The sequence below is a fragment of the Citrobacter sp. RHBSTW-00671 genome (assembly GCF_014103415.1).
Taxonomy (GTDB): domain Bacteria; phylum Pseudomonadota; class Gammaproteobacteria; order Enterobacterales; family Enterobacteriaceae; genus Citrobacter.
Map to the genome: position 1 here is coordinate 430,546 of NZ_JABXPR010000001.1, position 18,612 is coordinate 449,157.

The 18,612-nt window shown below is 52.7% G+C and carries 16 protein-coding genes and 4 tRNA genes; 4 read left to right on the forward strand and 16 right to left on the reverse strand.

Annotated elements, in window-relative coordinates; genetic code table 11:
• Positions 1–216: 216 nt before the first annotated feature.
• From hemC to hemY, 4 genes are read left to right on the forward strand one after another with little or no spacing between them, the layout of a single operon-like run.
• Entirely contained in the window at positions 217–1,158 is a 942-nt protein-coding gene (hemC, locus tag HV261_RS02050) for a hydroxymethylbilane synthase (RefSeq protein ID WP_137383169.1), read from the forward strand.
• Positions 1,155–1,895, forward strand: coding sequence for a uroporphyrinogen-III synthase (hemD, locus tag HV261_RS02055; RefSeq protein WP_202037309.1), 741 nt, complete (start codon positions 1,155–1,157; stop codon positions 1,893–1,895). The genes hemC and hemD overlap by 4 nt, the downstream gene beginning before the upstream one ends.
• 21 nt (positions 1,896–1,916) lie before the next feature.
• The gene (gene hemX / locus HV261_RS02060; RefSeq protein ID WP_202037310.1) at positions 1,917–3,101 is read left to right on the forward strand and encodes a uroporphyrinogen-III C-methyltransferase; all 1,185 of its coding nucleotides are present in this window, start codon (positions 1,917–1,919) and stop codon (positions 3,099–3,101) included.
• A gap of 2 nt (positions 3,102–3,103) precedes the next feature.
• Complete coding sequence (gene hemY, locus HV261_RS02065; RefSeq protein ID WP_170974384.1) at positions 3,104–4,303, forward strand: protoheme IX biogenesis protein HemY; 1,200 nt, start codon at positions 3,104–3,106, stop codon at positions 4,301–4,303.
• Positions 4,304–4,727: 424 nt separating this feature from the next.
• Here hemY and HV261_RS02070 read toward each other — a convergent pair.
• From HV261_RS02070 to wzzE, 16 genes are all read right to left on the reverse strand, one after another.
• A tRNA-Pro gene (locus HV261_RS02070) sits at positions 4,728–4,804 on the reverse strand.
• 41 nt (positions 4,805–4,845) lie between these two features.
• A tRNA-Leu gene (locus HV261_RS02075) sits at positions 4,846–4,931 on the reverse strand.
• Positions 4,932–4,951: 20 nt separating this feature from the next.
• Positions 4,952–5,027, reverse strand: a tRNA-His gene (locus HV261_RS02080).
• Between the two features lie 56 nt (positions 5,028–5,083).
• Positions 5,084–5,160 (reverse strand) — tRNA-Arg (locus tag HV261_RS02085).
• 102 nt (positions 5,161–5,262) lie between these two features.
• The gene (gene thrP, locus HV261_RS02090) at positions 5,263–6,648 is read right to left on the reverse strand and encodes a bifunctional threonine/serine APC transporter ThrP (RefSeq protein WP_137383173.1); all 1,386 of its coding nucleotides are present in this window, start codon (positions 6,646–6,648) and stop codon (positions 5,263–5,265) included.
• Positions 6,649–6,927: 279 nt separating this feature from the next.
• Complete coding sequence (wecG, locus tag HV261_RS02095; RefSeq protein WP_202037311.1) at positions 6,928–7,668, reverse strand: lipopolysaccharide N-acetylmannosaminouronosyltransferase; 741 nt, start codon at positions 7,666–7,668, stop codon at positions 6,928–6,930.
• Complete coding sequence (gene wzyE, locus HV261_RS02100; RefSeq protein WP_137383174.1) at positions 7,668–9,023, reverse strand: ECA oligosaccharide polymerase; 1,356 nt, start codon at positions 9,021–9,023, stop codon at positions 7,668–7,670. The genes wecG and wzyE overlap by 1 nt, the downstream gene beginning before the upstream one ends.
• Entirely contained in the window at positions 9,020–10,099 is a 1,080-nt protein-coding gene (locus tag HV261_RS02105; RefSeq protein WP_202037312.1) for a TDP-N-acetylfucosamine:lipid II N-acetylfucosaminyltransferase, read from the reverse strand. Before HV261_RS02105 ends, wzyE begins: the two co-directional genes overlap by 4 nt.
• Positions 10,096–11,346, reverse strand: coding sequence for a lipid III flippase WzxE (gene wzxE / locus HV261_RS02110; RefSeq protein ID WP_202037313.1), 1,251 nt, complete (start codon positions 11,344–11,346; stop codon positions 10,096–10,098). Before wzxE ends, HV261_RS02105 begins: the two co-directional genes overlap by 4 nt.
• Position 11,347: 1 nt before the next feature.
• On the reverse strand, positions 11,348–12,478 hold the full coding sequence (rffA, locus tag HV261_RS02115) for a dTDP-4-amino-4,6-dideoxygalactose transaminase (RefSeq protein ID WP_040230067.1): 1,131 nt from the start codon (positions 12,476–12,478) through the stop codon (positions 11,348–11,350).
• 4 nt (positions 12,479–12,482) lie between these two features.
• A complete protein-coding gene (gene rffC / locus HV261_RS02120) occupies positions 12,483–13,160 on the reverse strand; it encodes a dTDP-4-amino-4,6-dideoxy-D-galactose acyltransferase (protein WP_202037314.1) in 678 nt (225 codons plus the stop codon).
• The gene (rfbA, locus tag HV261_RS02125) at positions 13,138–14,019 is read right to left on the reverse strand and encodes a glucose-1-phosphate thymidylyltransferase RfbA (protein WP_202037315.1); all 882 of its coding nucleotides are present in this window, start codon (positions 14,017–14,019) and stop codon (positions 13,138–13,140) included. Before rfbA ends, rffC begins: the two co-directional genes overlap by 23 nt.
• Before the next feature lie 33 nt (positions 14,020–14,052).
• Positions 14,053–15,120 (reverse strand): dTDP-glucose 4,6-dehydratase, encoded by a 1,068-nt coding sequence (gene rffG, locus HV261_RS02130; protein ID WP_202037316.1) that lies wholly within the window; start codon positions 15,118–15,120, stop codon positions 14,053–14,055.
• Positions 15,120–16,382, reverse strand: a complete 1,263-nt coding sequence (gene wecC, locus HV261_RS02135; protein ID WP_202037317.1) for a UDP-N-acetyl-D-mannosamine dehydrogenase — start codon at positions 16,380–16,382, stop codon at positions 15,120–15,122. The genes rffG and wecC overlap by 1 nt, the downstream gene beginning before the upstream one ends.
• Complete coding sequence (gene wecB / locus HV261_RS02140; RefSeq protein ID WP_048214061.1) at positions 16,379–17,509, reverse strand: non-hydrolyzing UDP-N-acetylglucosamine 2-epimerase; 1,131 nt, start codon at positions 17,507–17,509, stop codon at positions 16,379–16,381. Before wecB ends, wecC begins: the two co-directional genes overlap by 4 nt.
• Positions 17,510–17,564: 55 nt before the next feature.
• The gene (wzzE, locus tag HV261_RS02145; protein ID WP_202037318.1) at positions 17,565–18,611 is read right to left on the reverse strand and encodes an ECA polysaccharide chain length modulation protein; all 1,047 of its coding nucleotides are present in this window, start codon (positions 18,609–18,611) and stop codon (positions 17,565–17,567) included.
• Between the last annotated feature and the right edge of the window lies 1 nt (position 18,612).

Here is an 18,612-nt window from a genome sequence, read left to right on the forward strand (position 1 = left end):
CCTTGCTCATTGACCGTAAAGAAAGATGCGCTACATACAAGTGTAGCACCGTTCGTTACGTGTAAATTCCTTCATACGGTCGGGAGGTTTCTCGTCATTAATCACTGCCAGTGATGATGCAGCGCCTTTTCCTCTCACTTACGTTTGAGCGTAACGCTGACATCCCTTTGATAAGGATGTTAGGATGGTCAATGATTGATAATGACGGTAACAAGCATGTTAGACAATGTTTTGAGAATTGCCACACGCCAAAGCCCCCTTGCGCTCTGGCAGGCACATTATGTCAAAGACGCCTTAATGGCAAACCACCCCGGTCTGGTCGTTGAACTGGTTCCCATGGTGACCCGTGGCGACGTGATTCTGGATACCCCACTGGCAAAAGTCGGGGGTAAAGGTTTGTTTGTTAAAGAGCTGGAAGTCGCACTGCTGGAAAAACGCGCAGATATCGCCGTGCATTCCATGAAGGATGTGCCGGTCGAATTTCCTGAGGGTCTTGGGCTGGTTACTATTTGCGAGCGTGAAGATCCGCGTGATGCTTTCGTCTCAAATAAATACAACACGCTGGATGAGCTGCCAGCAGGTAGCATCGTTGGCACGTCCAGCTTACGTCGCCAGTGCCAGTTGGCAAAACAGCGCCCGGATCTCATCATCCGCTCGCTGCGCGGCAACGTAGGTACTCGCCTCGGTAAACTGGACAACGGCGACTACGACGCCATTATTCTGGCCGTCGCTGGATTAAAACGCTTAGGGCTGGAGTCGCGAATCCGCGCAGCACTGGCACCAGAAGTGTCTCTGCCTGCGGTCGGACAAGGCGCTGTGGGTATCGAATGTCGACTCGACGATCAGCGCACTCAGGCACTGTTAGCGCCACTCAACCATGAAGAAACCGCCCTGCGCGTAAAAGCAGAACGTGCCATGAACACCCGCCTGGAAGGGGGATGCCAGGTTCCTATCGGCAGCTATGCGGAACTCATCAACGGTGAGATTTGGCTACGCGCGTTAGTCGGTGCGCCAGATGGTTCACAGATGGTATGTGGAGAACGTCGTGGCGCAGCGCAGGATGCGGAAAAAATGGGTATATCTCTGGCAGAAGAGCTGCTGGAAAACGGTGCACGCGCCATTCTGGCGGAAGTTTATAACGGAGATGCCCCCGCATGAGTATTCTGGTCACCCGCCCATCTCCCGCTGGGGAAGAGTTAGTGAGCCGTCTGCGCACACTGGGGCAGGTGGCCTGGAGCTTTCCGCTTATTGAGTTCGCGCCGGGCCGGGAACTGCCAACGCTTGCCTCCCGGCTTTCGGCGCTCACCGAAAACGATCTGGTTTTTGCCCTCTCACAGCACGCCGTGACCTTTGCCGATGCTCAACTTCAGCGGCAAGGGGTAAGTTGGTCCACTCTCCCGCGCTATTTTGCCATCGGCCGTACAACGGCGCTGGTGTTGCACACCGTGAGCGGGTGCAATATTCACTATCCGTTGGATCGGGAAATTAGCGAAGTCTTGCTACAATTACCTGAATTACAAAATATTGCGGGAAAACGCGCGCTGATATTACGCGGCAACGGTGGCCGCGAGCTGATAGGTGAAACCCTGACTGCACGCGGAGCTGATGTCGATTTTTGTGAATGTTATCAACGCAGTGCAAAACATTACGATGGCGCGGAGGAAGCGATGCGCTGGCAATCACGCGGGGTGAAGACGGTGGTTGTCACCAGCGGAGAGATGCTACAGCAGCTCTGGGCGCTTATTCCGCAGTGGTATCGTGAGCACTGGTTACTACGCTGTCGGCTGCTGGTCGTCAGTGAGCGTCTGGCGAACCTCGCCCGGGAACTGGGCTGGCAAGATATTAAGGTCGCTGATAACGCCGACAACGATGCGATACTACGCGCATTACAATAACTCTCATAATGGGATGCCATAATGACGGAACAAGAAAAAACCTCCGCCGTGGTTGAAGAGACCAGGGAGGCCGTGGACACCACATCACAGCCAGTCAACAACACTGAAAAAAAGAGTAAGAACAGTACCGCACTGATTCTAAGCGCTGTGGCGATTGCTATTGCGCTGGCGGCAGGCGTGGGGCTGTATGGCTGGGGGAAACAGCAGGCCACTACGCAGACTGCAACCAGTGATGCGCTGGCAAACCAGCTCATGGCGCTGCAAAAAGCGCAAGAAACCCAAAAGACCGAGCTGGAAGGCATTATTAAGCAGCAGGCAACACAGCTGGATGAAGCCAATCGCCAGCGGACTGCGCTGGCCAAACAGCTTGATGAGGTTCAGCAAAAAATCGCCACTATCTCCGGAAGCGATGCCAAAACCTGGCTGCTGGCGCAGGCCGATTTTCTGGTGAAACTGGCGGGGCGTAAATTATGGAGCGATCAGGACGTTACCACCGCCGCAGCGTTGCTGAAAAGCGCCGACGCCAGCCTGGCTGACATGAATGACCCTAGTTTAATTGCCGCTCGTCGCGCGATTACCGACGATATCGCCAGCCTCTCTGCGGTAACTCAGGTCGACTATGACGGTATTATCCTCAAGGTAAACCAGCTCGCTAACCAAATTGATAACCTGCGTCTGGCTGATAACGATACCGATGATTCACCGATGGATTCTGACAGCAGCGAGCTTTCCAGCTCCATTAGCGAATGGCGCGTCAATCTACAAAAAAGCTGGCAGAACTTTATGGACAGCTTTATCACCATTCGCCGTCGTGATGAAACTGCCGTCCCGCTACTGGCGCCAAACCAGGATGTTTACTTACGTGAGAACATCCGTTCACGCCTGCTAGTGGCGGCGCAAGCCGTTCCTCGCCATCAGGAAGAAACATACCGCCAGGCGCTGGAAAATGTCTCCACGTGGGTTCGCGCCTATTACGACACTGACGATGCGGCGACAAAAGCGTTCCTTGAAGAGGTCGATCAACTGAGCCAGCAAAGCATCAGCATGGACGTACCGGAAACCCTTCAGAGCCAGGTTATTCTTGAGAAGCTAATGCAGACTCGCGTGCGTAATTTACTGGCCCAGCCATCCACATCACCGGCTGAAGCCGCACCTGCACCAGTACCTCAGGCAGATGCTCCGGCAACCGCGCCGCAGGGAGAATAATGATGCTAAAAGTATTATTACTCTTTGTACTGTTGATCGCCGGGATCGTCGTTGGTCCGATGATTGCTGGTCATCAGGGTTATGTTCTGATCCAGACGGATAACTACAACATCGAAACCAGCGTGACGGGTCTGGTGATCATTCTGATCGTCGCGATGGTCATTCTTTTTGCGATTGAGTGGCTGCTGCGCCGTATATTCCGTACTGGTGCGCATACTCGCGGCTGGTTTGTGGGGCGTAAACGCCGTCGTGCGCGTAAGCAGACCGAGCAGGCGCTGCTTAAACTGGCAGAAGGCGACTATCAGCAGGTTGAAAAGCTGATGTCAAAAAATGCCGATCACGCAGAACAACCGGTGGTGAATTACCTTCTGGCGGCAGAAGCGGCTCAGCAGCGTGGTGATGAGGCTCGCGCTAATCAACACCTTGAACGCGCAGCCGAACTCGCCGGAAATGATACGATCCCGGTCGAAATCGCCCGTGTTCGTTTGCAGCTGGCGCGTAATGAAAACCATGCCGCACGCCACAGCGTAGACAAACTGCTGGAAGTGACACCACGCCATCCGGAAGTCTTGCGCCTGGCGGAACAGGCTTACATTCGCACCGGTGCGTGGAGTTCTTTGCTGGATATCATTCCATCAATGGCGAAAGCGCATGTGGGTGATGAAGAACACCGTGCGATGCTGGAACAGCAGGCATGGGTGGGTCTGATGGATCAGGTTCGCGCCGATCAGGGCAGCGAGGGACTACGCGCATGGTGGAAAAACCAGAGCCGTAAGACTCGTCATCAGGTTGCCCTGCAGGTGGCGATGGCAGAACATCTGATTGAGTGTGACGATCACGATACGGCACAGCAAATCATCATCGATGGTCTGAAACGTCAGTATGACGACCGCCTGGTGCTGCCGATCCCTCGTCTGAAAACCAACAACCCGGAACAGATTGAAAAAGTACTGCGCCAGCAAATTAAAGTGGTGGGCGACCGCCCACTGCTGTGGAGTACGCTTGGTCAGTCATTGATGAAGCACGGTGAATGGCAGGAAGCTACGCTCGCCTTCCGTGCCGCGCTTAAACAACGCCCGGATGCATATGACTACGCCTGGCTGGCCGACGCGCTGGACAGACTGCATCAGCCGGAAGAGGCTGCAACAATGCGTCGTGATGGCCTGATGTTGACCTTGCAGAACAACAACCCTCCGCAGTAATTCCCCCTTGCCCGGTGGCGCTTCGCCTGCCGGGCCTACCGCATACACAAAATCATTCCGGACGGATATGCATAAAAAAACGCCCGCTCTTTTGGAGCAGGCGCTAAACAGGTCTGTATGACAACATAAATGGGTGCTTCACTCAACGTTATGTCCATGGTGTTTGATGAAGCTAAAGCGACATCTGTCAGTGGACGATAAGCACCGTAAACGGCTCTGCATCATTCCTGAGTTTATGAGGCCTGATGGCGAACATAAGAGATGGAATGAGCATCTACCCTCATATTATTACACAGCGTATGCGGTGATTGCACTGTAAAAACCAGGGATTGCGGCTTTTTAGGACTTCATGACATTAGGGGGAGAAGAGGTACAAAAGTGAGGAACAGAAAACAAAAAACCCCGCCGAAGCGGGGTTCAAAATTGGTCGGCGAGAGAGGATTCGAACCTCCGACCCACTGGTCCCAAACCAGTTGCGCTACCAAGCTGCGCTACTCGCCGTTTTACTGCTTTTTGAATTTTTAGTTCAATTCTTTAAGTCGTGGTGCGAGGGGGGGGACTCGAACCCCCACATCCTAAGGACACTAACACCTGAAGCTAGCGCGTCTACCAATTCCGCCACCTTCGCATTTCACAACTTTAAATTAATGGGGTGGCTAATGGGATTCGAACCCACGACAACTGGAATCACAATCCAGGGCTCTACCAACTGAGCTATAGCCACCACTGCAAATCTTTTACGCGGTATTAAAACCACCGCAGCTCCGGCACCTAACTTAATGGTGCGCCCGACAGGATTCGAACCTGAGACCTCTGCCTCCGGAGGGCAGCGCTCTATCCAGCTGAGCTACGGGCGCTTAGCGCCGTTGCGGGGCTGGATATTACGGAGGTCTCGGTCTGCTGTCTAGTGCTTTTTTAAAATAAATTATCGTTTGGTCACGCTTTGTGCGTTTTGTCGCTTATTCCTCCAGTTTTTGGGCTACACCATGGCGATTCAGGCCAAAAACCTTATAAATGAGCGTTACTGCCAGCAAGAAACCAATGCCAACAAAAAGCGACATCCGGGTATCTTCATTAAAGTACATCCCAATTAATACGCAAATCAGGAATGCCATCGTCAAATAATTCGCCCACGGGAACAAAATGGAACGGAACGGATGGCTGGCTATCGCTTCCTTATGAGCCTGACGGAAACGCAACTGGCTAATCAGGATAACAAACCACGGAACCATGCCCGGCAGCACGCTGGCGCTATAGACATAAACGAACACCCGCTGCGGATTAGGAATGATGTAGTTCAGGCACGAGCCAATCAGCAAGATGGCAATAGAAATCGCCACGCCAGCGACCGGCACACCGTGACGAGAGACTTTTCCGACGGCGGCAGGCAACTGGCGATTCTTTGCCAGCGCATAGAGCATACGACCACAGCTGTACATCCCGCTGTTACAGCCAGACAGCGCGGCCGTCAGGACCACAAAGTTGATAATCCCAGCGGCTGCCGTAATACCAATCCTGGCAAAAGTGAGAACGAACGGACTGCCGTTACTACCAATCTCATTCCACGGGAAGATAGTGACAATAACAAAAATCGCCCCCACGTAGAAAATCAGAATACGCCACAGGACCTTACCCACGGCGCTACGTAGCGTGACCTGCGGGTTTTTAGCCTCACCTGCCGTGATGCCGATCAGCTCCACGCCCTGGTAAGACGCCACAACAATACACAATGCTGTCAGGAACCCTTTCCAGCCACCCGCGAAGAAGCCGCCATGCTCGGTCAAATTGCCAAAGCCAATCGCCTGACCGCCGTTACCAAAGCCGAAGAAAATAACCCCTACGCCAATGACAATCATCACAATGATGGTGGTCACTTTAATCATGGCAAACCAGAATTCGATTTCACCATACAAGCGAACTGCTGCGAGGTTTGCCAACGCAACCAATCCGACCGCAATCAGTGCGGGTATCCATTGCGCCATTTCCGGGAACCAGAACTGCACGTAGACCCCAATGGCGGTAATCTCCGAGATCCCCACCGCCATCCACATAAACCAATATGACCATGCGGTAAGATAGCCAAAGAAGGGGCTCATATAGCGGTGAGCGTAAACGGCGAATGAGCCGGTGACCGGCTCCAGGAACAACATCTCCCCCATGGAACGCATGATGAAGAAGACGAACAGCCCAGCGACGATATACGCCAGCAGAACCGACGGTCCAGCCCATTTCAGGGTACTGGCAGCCCCCATAAACAGTCCGACACCAATGGTCCCCCCAAGGGCTATCAATTCGATATGACGAGCCTCCAGCCCACGCTGTAGCTCAGATTTATTCTCTGCCATAGATCCTCTTGTCGTGTTTGCATTGTTTCCGGTATTACCGGTTATCGTTATGGGTACATCGTTTTTTTGCCATAACAGGCCATTCAGCACCGACCGCTTTACGGTTGGCGCCAAAAACACCACGGCACTGTAATGATTGTTGCGAATGGTTTCTTAAAATCGCCTAAATGGCAATTAAAGCATTCAAAAAATGAATAGATTGTGCGAGAAAGCAGCGATTATGTTGTGAATAAGTAGCGCGTTTAGCATAACGCGCTACTGAACAACGCAGAGGTGATGTCAGAGATTGCCGGTATAGTGCCAGCGGAGATAACGTAATAAACGAAGTTGGCGGGTGATACGACTCGGTTGCAGCAGCAAGCGATACAGCCACTCCAATCCCAGGCTCTGCCAGAATTTGGGCGCACGCTTTACATGCCCGGTAAACACATCGTAGGTGCCGCCCACGCCCATATACAGCGCATGCGGATGGACCTGGCGACAATCGCGCATAAAAATTTCTTGTTTCGGCGAACCCATCGCCACGGTAACAAGCTGTGCGCCGCTGGCATGAATACGCTCAAACAGCGCCTGACGCTGATCGGCGGTAAAATAGCCGTCCTGACTGCCAACAATATTGACGTGCCATTGTGCGCGCAGTTTTGCCTCTGTTTGTGTCAGAACATCAGGCTTACCGCCAACCAGGAATACGGGCGTTTCTTCCTTCCCGGCGCGTGCCATCAGCGCTTCCCAGAGATCGGCCCCGGCCACACGTGATACCTGCGCCTGTGGGAATTTTTTGCACACGGAACGCACCACGCTGATCCCATCCGCATATTTAAACTCAGCGGCCTCGATCAACGTCCGAACCTCTGGGTTATCCTCCGCTGTCAGCATTTTCTCGGCGTTAATTGCTACCAGCGTCCCCTGCCTGAGGCGTCCCTCAGCAAACAGGTAATTCAGCGCATGTTGCATATCGCGCCAGCCAATCAGTTCTAATCCGCGCAGTGAATACAGCGGCGCAGTTGTGTTATCTGTCATTACGATCCTTCAACCTGTGTCCGGGGCACCGACTTTATTCGTTTATGGATGAGTCCCGCACTATCAAACAGCCAGTACAACAATTTTGCCACCAACAGACAGACACCGAAAATCACGAGGAAAAAAACAACTCGCGAGACAAACGAATCTAACCCTTCACGTGCCAAAACGATCATATTAAAAATGGCGCCGAAACAGAAACTATGCAAAATCGCTGACTTATAGCGATTAGTTTCCCGGTTACCTAATTCATACAACCAGTCGAACCATTTAATAATTAGGCCGACCACAATCGCACCTAACGGTATAAACAAGGCACCGCCCATCACCACCAGCGAACCAATCAGCGTCGGGGAGATAGCCAGGCCCGAGTGGTTGTTCAGCACTTCCCAGGTAAAATAGTTCGCGGAATTGAGCACAATGCTCGGTCGGCCCGGCCACAGCCAGGACGGTATAAAGACGTAGAAATCACGGACGATCGGCGCCAGCCCCTGAAACTCAATATTGTGGTAATTTTGCAGCAATAGCGCCAAATTCTCCCACGGCGAAAAGGTATCGCGCGTGAGGTACAGGAAAGTATAGAACGCCTCATCACCGCTGACGTTCATCCCGTAGCGCTTCAGCGCCAGCCAGAACATCCCGACAATACCCAGTACCCCCGCGGCAGCCAGCATCCACAGCGAAATCCAGCCGCGAATAATGCCGATAAACAGGAAAATGGCAAACGCGATAATAATATTGGCGCGGGTTCCGCCAACAATCATGTACGTCAGCAACCCAAATGCAACGGTACTCACCAGGAAGAACAGCCACGCTTTGCTGTCCTGACGCAGGAAGTAGACCACCAGCATCGCCGGAATGAAGAAGTAGAAGAAGCGTTTCAGAGCCACCCCGGAGACTTCACTGGAGAAAATCTGGCTATAGGATTGCAGCCTGAATAGCAGGAAACCGTTGTGCATAAAGAAAATGCCCACGCTCACCAGCGCAATCGCCATCAGGATAATCCAGGTCAAATGGGCTTCAACGCGATTGATGGTAAACAGCGGTTTGCGCGTTCTCTCCGGGCTCCGTTTCCGCAGACGTGTTTTATAGGTCACATAATACACTGCGTAGAAACAGGCAGCAGACAGCAACGCCTGCAGCAGAATTTCCGGCGGGGCCACCGCCACATCAAAGCGAAAGACCAGCACGCTGGTCAACGGAAAACCAAAGAAAAACGTCAATAAAAACAGCAATGAGAAGAAGACATTGAAGTTAAACCGTACGCGTCGGAATTCAAACCAGGTCAGCGTGGCGATAAACAAAGTAGAGAGTAGCCACACCACCAGCAGACCGCTGAATTGCATCAGACTCATACGGTTTCTCCTGAGGCAATGCGCAGCGCGTTATGCCACGGTTGCAGATAATTCGGACTAAAGAAAGTAATTGCACTTTTATCAACCGATGCCAGCTGGCGCTGCGCCTCGCGTACAATACCTTCATTAAGTACATCTGTCGTAAACAGAACCGGGATATTTTGCTCTGCCATATCCTGCCAGAATGGGTTTTCACGGTTGAGCACACACGGAATCCCCGCCTGAATCAGCAGACACAATGTACCAATCCCCTGTTGACGGGCAAAAATAAAGTAACCCAGATCGCACTGACGGAGTAGCGCCAGATAGTCATCAAACTCCAGCTTTTCACTGAGAATTTGCAGATTATTGGCGCTAAATAACGCCAGACCCGCCTGGCGCACTTCATCAATATAGCCTGCATTATTTGCCGGGTAACCCATTGGCACAATCACGTTCACCGTATCACCAAACTGCTGATGAACAGCGCGTAGCGCGGCTAGATGCTCATTACTGCGATCGCCAGAGTTTCCGACCAGGATCGTCATTTTCCCGCGCCGCTGGCGCTCATTGCTCATATTGTTCAGCGACGGATCCATACGGGTTGGGAAATAGAGCAATTCCCCGCGTACACGCGGATGCAGCTCAGCGAAATAGCTCAGATCGCCTCGTGTGGCAAAGACACAACCCACGCGGTTTTGCGCCATTCGACGAATCGGGTAAAACAGACGGAATTTCAGCCCACTGGAGACTTCATACAGATCGGCCCCCCAAATATGCCAGTAAAACTGCTCAGGTTTAATCCCCCCGCTCAGCAATGCCAGCCACAGGCTAGTATTGAACTGCCCGTGAAAGAAGAAACGCTGCTGGCGATCCGTCTTAGCTTTGGCGATAACGGCTTCAGCCAGCGCCTTTTTTCCGCCGTAGAAACTCAGTGATAATGCCGGGCAGCTCTCGCTAAATCCCGTATCCTGACCGGCAACCATAAACACGCGCGCGTGCTCGCTTGTTGCAGCCAACGCGTCGTTGAAGAACCGCAGCACGGTTTGATTATGGTGAGGGATATCCGATCCCAGAACGTGAATCAGTACAGTCATACCCGCCTACGCCAGAGTAAAAACACGCCACAACAAAGAGAAAAATAGACGATGTACGTTGCCATATAAGCCTGTGCCGCGCCGAGAGCACCGTGCGCGGGGATCAACCAGTGGGCAAATGCCGTCAACAAAATGAACTGGCTAATTTCGGCCAGAATATAAAACCGCAGCGAGGCCTTCGCGATCACCAGATAGCCAAATACGTAGGCACCCACTTTCAGCACATCCCCCACCAGTTGCCAGGCAAACAAATCACGCATGGCGGTGAATTTAGCGGAGAAAAGCAGCCAGATAGCAAAATCACGTAACAGCCAGACGGTAAAACTCGCGGCGGCAACCGCCGGTAATACAAATTTCAGCGACTTGATAACTTCACGCGTGATGTCGCGCTTTTCAGTCAGGCGCGACAGTGTTGGCAGTAGATACACACTGAATGAAGCGGTAATAAATTGCAGGTACGCATCAGAGATACTGCTCACCCCCTGCCAGATCCCCACGTCATCCCAGCTGTATTGCGCCGCCAATAGGTTTCGCATCATCACATACGCCACGGGCAGCGTCACAGAGGTAATGAGCGCCATCAACGTAAACTTACTGAGTTTCCCTGCCAGGCCGTTATCCCAGCAAGGTTTCAGGTATTGCACAGGGAGGGTTCCACGCTTGATCAGCATAAGCATGGCGGGCACCACCACCAGCGCTGGCACCAGCGCCAGCCCCAACAAGGCACCTTCGTATCCGCCCAACCGATAGCAGCCGTAGTAGGCCACGACGCCGACCAGACTGCCAATAATCAGCGATAGCGCATTACCTGCGGCATCGCGGAACCCTTTCATCAACGCCAGTAACAGGTTTGCCCAGGCAATCCCCATCTGTACCAGCGCAACCAGGCGTACCAACCCCTGAAAATGCGTATGCCCAAACAATCCCTGACTGATAGGCGCGGCCGCCAGCAAGAAAATCGCCGCCATCAGCGTAGAGAATCCCAACACCATTGCGGATGATGTCCCTACCACCTGACGCAACCGCGCCGGGTCATCATGGTGCTGCGCAACGTATTTCGTGACGCCGTTGAAAATCCCAGCGCCCGCCAACACGCCAAGCACGGTGACCATCTGACGGAAGTTTCCCGCCTGGCCCACACCCGCAGGGCCGAAAGAGACCGCCAGCAGTTTTACCACCAACAAACCCGCACCAATTTTTACCAGCGTACTGGTAGCCGTCCACAAGGACGCTTTTGCCAGCGACATATCAGGAGAAGTAGTTGAGTAAGGTCGTAATCACTGTGCGCTGGTTAACCGGCGACAGGTTGTAAAACAGCGGCAGACGCAGCAGACGTTCACTCTCTTTAGTGGTGTAACGATCGACTCCGGAAAACACGCCAAATTTATCGCCAGCCGGACAATCATGCAGCGGAATATAATGGAATACCGCCATAATTTCGGCTTCTTTCAGGAAGTTAATCAACGCCGTGCGATCGTCAATATCACGCAGCTTGATATAAAACATATGGGCGTTCTGCGCACAACCTTCCGGGATGACGGGTAAATCAATACGCCCGGCGCGCGCCAGCGGTTCGAGGGCATCATAATAATTCTGCCACAGCACCAGGCGCTGATGATTAATACGCTCCGCCGCTTCCAGTTGCGCCCACAGATAGGCAGCCTGGAGATCGGACATCAAATAACTGGAGCCAATATCACGCCAGGTATATTTATCAACCTGACCGCGGAAAAATTGACTGCGATTCGTCCCCTTTTCACGGATGATTTCTGCACGTTCAACTAATTTACGGTCGTTGATCAGCGTCGCCCCGCCTTCACCGCCTGCGGTATAGTTTTTGGTCTCATGGAAGCTAAAGCAGCCAATATGCCCAATGGTTCCCAGCGCACGGCCTTTGTAGGTCGACATGACGCCCTGAGCGGCATCTTCCACCACGAACAGGTTGTACTGTGACGCCAACGCCATAATGGTATCCATTTCACAGGCAACTCCGGCGTAGTGCACCGGCACGATAGCACGGGTTTTCTCGGTGATCGCCGCTTCAATCAGCGTTTCATCAATGTTCATGGTATCCGGGTGGATATCGACAAAGACGATTTTTGCGCCACGCAGCACGAATGCGTTCGCGGTAGATACAAATGTGTAGCTGGGCATGATGACTTCATCGCCGGGCTGGATGTCCAGCAATAATGCCGCCATCTCCAGTGATGCGGTACAGGATGGCGTCAGCAGCACTTTCTCACTACCAAAATGCTGCTCCAGCCATTGCTGGCAACGACGGGTAAAACCACCATCGCCACACAGCTTGCCGCTGCTCATCGCTGACTGCATGTATTCAAGCTCGGTTCCCACCACCGGCGGTGCGTTAAATGGAATCATTTTGTCACCTGTATAACCAGTACGCGGTGCTTTCCACATTTGCACCGCTCTGTATATAACGTTTAAGCGCGGCGGTGTTGCCCATCTGGGTCGCCACCCGCAATGTTGTTTTACCGCGAGCCTGTGCCCAGCAAAGCGCAGCCTGCATGAGTTCGGCACCTGCACCACGACCAGCCAGCAGGCCAATACGTGCATCAGTATCATTAACGTCACGTAGCGAGACATAACCGCGAATCCCACCTGTCTGTGTGCGAAAAATGAGGCACTGATGATCGAACGTGCCCAGCACAGCGTTTTCTATCCACTGTGCATAAAAACGCGCACTGGCCTCCACGGGATACCATGGTGCGCGGAAACGACTTTGGGCGAACGCCACTCCAGCCAGTTGACGCAGCAGCGGAATATCCGCAGCTTGCGCCACCTGTGCACCGGGATTTTCACGGGCGCACGTAACCGGCAGAACAAAGTCCATCTCACCTTCGACCAGTGAAAAACCCAACTGCTGTAAAGCATCTAATTCATACGTATTTGCAGCAGGAATTTTTGCCTGCACCCGTTCCCAGCGCTGTAAAACGTCTGCTGTCAGGATTGGTGCGTGCGGGTCAAACCGTACGATGGCGCTATTCACGCCAAAGAACGTATTTTCCCAATCCAGAGACTCAATACTGGCGCGGACGGGCACGGAGAAGCTCCAGCAAATATTGGCCGTAGCCTGTTTTAGCCAGAGAGCTGGCGGCACGTCTTACACCTTCATCATCCAGCCAGCCATTGCGCCATGCTATTTCTTCCAGGCAGGCGATTTTAAAGCCCTGACGTTTCTCTACCGTCTGCACAAAAGTGCTCGCTTCAATCAGACTGTCATGCGTACCGGTATCCAGCCAGGCAAAGCCACGGCCAAGCAGTTCAACGGTCAGATTGCCATCGTCAAGGTACATCTGGTTAATGGAGGTAATTTCCAGTTCCCCACGCTCAGAAGGTTTCACGCGCTTTGCGTATTCCACGACCTTACTGTCGTAGAAATAGAGTCCTGTCACCGCCCAGTTTGATTTTGGTTCTTTCGGCTTCTCTTCCAGCGAGACTGCCCGAAAATTGTCATCGAACTCCACCACACCGAAACGCTCAGGATCCATCACCTGATAGCCAAATACCGTCGCACCTTGCGTTCTGGCAGCGACGTGGCGTAGTTTTGGACTAAATCCCTGACCAAAGAAGATATTGTCCCCAAGCACCAGACATGACGGTTCGCCGTTAAGGAACGCTTCACCAATAATGAACGCCTGTGCTAAACCATCCGGACTGGGCTGCTCTGCATAGTGCAAATCAATACCGAACTCAGAGCCATCTCCCAGCAAACGCTGGAAATACCCTTTATCTTCCGGTGTGGTAATAATCAGGATCTCGCGAATTCCCGCCAGCATCAGTACCGATAGCGGGTAATAGATCATGGGCTTATCGTAAATAGGCAATAGCTGCTTCGATACACCGCGCGTAATGGGGTACAGGCGAGTACCTGAGCCACCTGCCAGAATGATACCTTTCATATGATCCCTCCTCCGGGCGCCAAAACCAGGCTGTTAGCCCTTCAGACCCAAACGCTCACCCTGGTAGCTGCCATCCTGCACGGGTTTCCACCAGGCCTCATTTGCCAGATACCATTGCACGGTTTTACGCATCCCACTTTCAAACGTTTCCTGCGGCACCCAGCCAAGTTCACGCGCAATTTTCGACGCATCAATGGCATAGCGCAGATCATGGCCTGGGCGATCTTCAACATAGGTGATCAATTCACGATACCGCATAACACCTTGTGGTTTTTGCGGCGCCAGTTCTTCCAACAAGCTGCAAATCGTTTCGACCACGTCCAGGTTTTTACGCTCGTTATGACCACCAATATTATAGGTCTCGCCAACCGCACCGGTTGTCGCGACGCAATAGAGCGCCCGGGCATGATCTTCCACATACAGCCAGTCACGAATCTGCTGTCCGTTGCCGTACACCGGCAGAGGTTTTCCCGCCAGTGCATTGAGTATCATCAGCGGGATCAGTTTTTCCGGGAAATGGTAGGGACCATAGTTGTTGGAGCAGTTAGTCATTAACGTTGGCAACCCGTAGGTGCGCAACCAGGCACGTACCAGATGATCGCTGCTGGCCTTTGACGCGGAATAAGGACTACTCGGTGCATATGGCGTCGTTTCGGTAAAGAAATCATCCGTAGAATGCAGATCGCCATACACCTCATCGGTTGATATATGGTGGAAACGAAACGCCTGCTTTTTATCATCGGTTAACACATTCCAGTATGCGCGAGCGGCTTCCAGCAACGTGTAGGTCCCGACAATATTGGTTTCAATAAATGCGGCGGGGCCATCGATAGAACGATCGACATGACTTTCTGCCGCCAGGTGCATCACGCAATCCGGCTGATACTGTTGAAACACGTTGTCGAGCGCCAGGCGATCGCAGATATCCACGCGTTCAAAGGCAAAACGGGCATTCTGTGCAACCGGCGCCAGCGACATCAGGTTTCCGGCATAGGTTAGCTTATCAACCACGACCACGGCATCCCGAGTCTCATTAATGATGTGACGCACAACCGCTGAGCCAATAAATCCTGCACCACCGGTAACCAGAATTCGTTTCATTAGCGCCAGACTCCTTTGGTATCAACCACGTATTGCTGGTGAACCGCATCGCCTTTAATCGCTTTAAATTCATTATGGTCAACCAGCATCACCAGCACATCGGCACTTGCCAACGCAGCATCCAGTTTCGCCAGTTGGCACAGGCCATCCAGTTTTTTCGGCAGTTGATGAATATTCGGTTCAACCACCCACGTCTCGCCGCGGTGCCAGCGTGCGATACTTTGTGCCACCCCCATTGCCGGGCTTTCACGTAAATCATCAATATTCGGTTTGAATGCCAGACCAAAACAGGCAATTTTTACGTCGCTGGCACGTTTATTGGTCTCCGTCAGACAATCCGCTACAGCGGCTTTTACCCGATCGACAACCCAATGAGGCTTACTGTCATTTACCTCACGTGCGGTGCGGATCAATCTCGCCTGCTGCGGGTTCTGTGCCACAATAAACCACGGGTCGACCGCGATACAGTGTCCGCCAACGCCAGGTCCAGGCTGCAAAATATTAACCCGCGGGTGACGGTTCGCCAGACGGATCAGTTCCCAGACGTTAATCCCCTGATCGGCGCAAATCAGCGACAGTTCATTAGCAAAGGCAATGTTGACATCGCGGAAGCTGTTTTCGGTCAACTTGCACATTTCTGCGGTGCGGGCGTTAGTCACCACGCATTCACCTTCGAGGAAGATGTTGTACAGTTCGCTGGCACGCGTAGAGCAGACGGGGGTCATTCCGCCAATCACACGGTCATTTTTAATCAGTTCAACCATCACCTGGCCTGGCAGCACGCGCTCCGGACAATAAGCAATGTTCACATCAGCTTGTTCCCCCGCCTGCTGCGGGAAAGTCAGGTCAGGGCGCATTTCTGCAAGCCATGCTGCCATCTGTTCCGTTGCCCCGACGGGTGACGTCGATTCAAGGATCACCAACGCCCCTTTTTTCAGCACCGGCGCAAGCGACTTCGCTGCGGCTTCAACGTAGACCATATCGGGTTCATGCTCCCCCTTGAAGGGGGTTGGCACAGCAATCAGATAAGCGTCTGCTTCAACAGGTGTCGTAACCGCACGCAGAAAGCCATTTTCGACTGCTGTTTTCACCACCGCAGCCAAATCAGGTTCAACGATGTGGATTTCACCGCGGTTAATGGTATCCACCGCATGTTGATTTACATCTACGCCAATAACATGTTTTTGACGGGAAGCAAAAGCGGCCGCCGTTGGCAGTCCGATATAACCCAGCCCAATGACAGAAATGGTCGTAAAACTCATAGCGATATCCGATTATTTTTTAACGCGTGTAAAATGCGGCCACACGCCTGCCCATCTCCATACGGATTATGGGCGCGGCTCATGGTCTGATATTCATTTTCGTCATGCAGCAAGCGCGTGACTTCTGCCACAATACGCTGAGGGTCAGTCCCAACCAGACGAACTGTGCCTGCGGTAATAGCTTCTGGCCGTTCCGTTGTTTCGCGCATCACCAACACAGGTTTACCCAGAGAAGGCGCTTCCTCCTGAATCCCGCCAGAATCGGTAAGGATAAGCCAGGCATGATTCATCAGCCAGACGAATGGCAGATAGTCCTGCGGTTCAATGAGTATCACGTTCTCAACGTGACCCAGAATACGATTTACCGGCTCGCTAACGTTGGGGTTCAGGTGAACCGGATAGACAATCTGTACATTCTGATTAGCCGCGGCAATTTCCGCCAGTGCATGGCAGATTTGCTCAAAACCGCGACCAAAGCTTTCCCGACGATGACCGGTCACCAGGATCATCTTCTTATCCGCATCCAGGAAAGGGTAGCGCTCAGCCAGTTCAGCGCGCAGCGCTTCATTTCCGAGTACACGATCGCGAACCCAGATCAACGCATCAATGACCGTGTTCCCCGTGACAAAAATACGGTCATCCGGAATGGTTTCACGCAACAGGTTTTGGCGTGAATTTTCAGTGGGGGAAAAGTGATACATGGCCAGGCGTCCGGTCAGCGTACGGTTTGCCTCTTCCGGCCAGGGAGAATAGAGATCGCCCGTTCGCAACCCAGCCTCAACATGTCCCACCGGAATACGCTGATAAAACGCGGCCAGACTGGTAGCAAGGGTTGTTGTTGTGTCACCGTGGACTAACACCACATCAGGTTTGAACTCAGCGAGGATTGGCTTTAATCCTTCCAGAATTCGACAGGTAATTTCTGTCAGTCCCTGACCTGGCTGCATAATATTGAGATCGTAGTCAGGTACGATGGAAAAGAGATGTAATACCTGATCGAGCATCTCCCGATGCTGTGCAGTGACGCAAACTTTCGCGTCGAAATCAGGATCTTTAGCCAGCGCATGAACCAGAGGAGCCATCTTAATGGCCTCCGGTCGCGTACCAAATACAGTCAGTACTTTCACATCGATTCTCTTCGGATTGGCAGTGAGAGCCCAGCCCCTCACTGCAACGGTATTGCTAAATCGAACGGCGACGGGTTAATGCAACACCAGCACCGATCAGGGCCCCAACGATGCCCCACATAATCATCAGGAAGGCACGACGTGGGCTATCACGTTTTACCGGTTCTTCCGGCGTCCGCAAATAACGATAGGTCTGAAAACGTGGGTCCAGGGTCGGTCCTACGTTCAGCGTATTCAGCATGGCCCTGTTTTGAAAATAGTCCATATCAAAATCTGGGCCAACAGATTGCAGGTTTTCGAGTCGCGCCTGCAGCATAGGGCGTCCGAGTAAAAACAACTCAGAATCAGGCAACTCTTCAGCAGGGACGTCAGTAGAAGTACGCGAAATATTATGCTGCTCAGCAATTTTGAGCGCTTGTTCAATGTTATGAACACGGCGAGAGAAAATCGATTTTGCTACCTCTTCCTGCCGTTTGACCTGCGCTTTCATTTGCACCGTCCGCGCGGCCCATGCACCTTTCAGCTCATCGTTCAGATGACGTGCTGCGCGCTGGCTGGCAAAGGCCACGTACTGGCGCAGTAGATTGTTGGCATCAGGTGCCGTTTCCGCAATAAGCTTCACGCTATCATTGGTGTTCCGCAACGCATCACCAGGCATAAACTGAATGTTATTGATCAGTTCATCCAGCAGCGCGGCATCAGCTTTACTGTTTCCGACCATGCGCTGCTTGTAATAATCAGTCTGCTGCCAGAATTCACGACGCGTATCCCAGGAAGCAAGCTGCATGATAAATTCTTTATAGGCTTCATCCATCACCGACGGCTGGTCCGTTGACGCGAGGCTGGCCTTAATATCCAGGTTGCGCAGGAACTGTTGTTGAGAGTAATAGCCCCCCAACATATTCACCGTAGGCTTGTCTGAAATCGCCGTTGCGCTCCACTCCTGACGGGCGAAAAAAGTATAGGCGAGAGCAACAAGTGCAAATGCGAGCGCCATACCGACAATCCACACCTTCCCTGCCCATAAGGTACGAAACAACCCACGGATATCCAGTTCATTTTCAGCGCTCACGGCGTCTACCCCCGGTAATGGTTGTGTCATC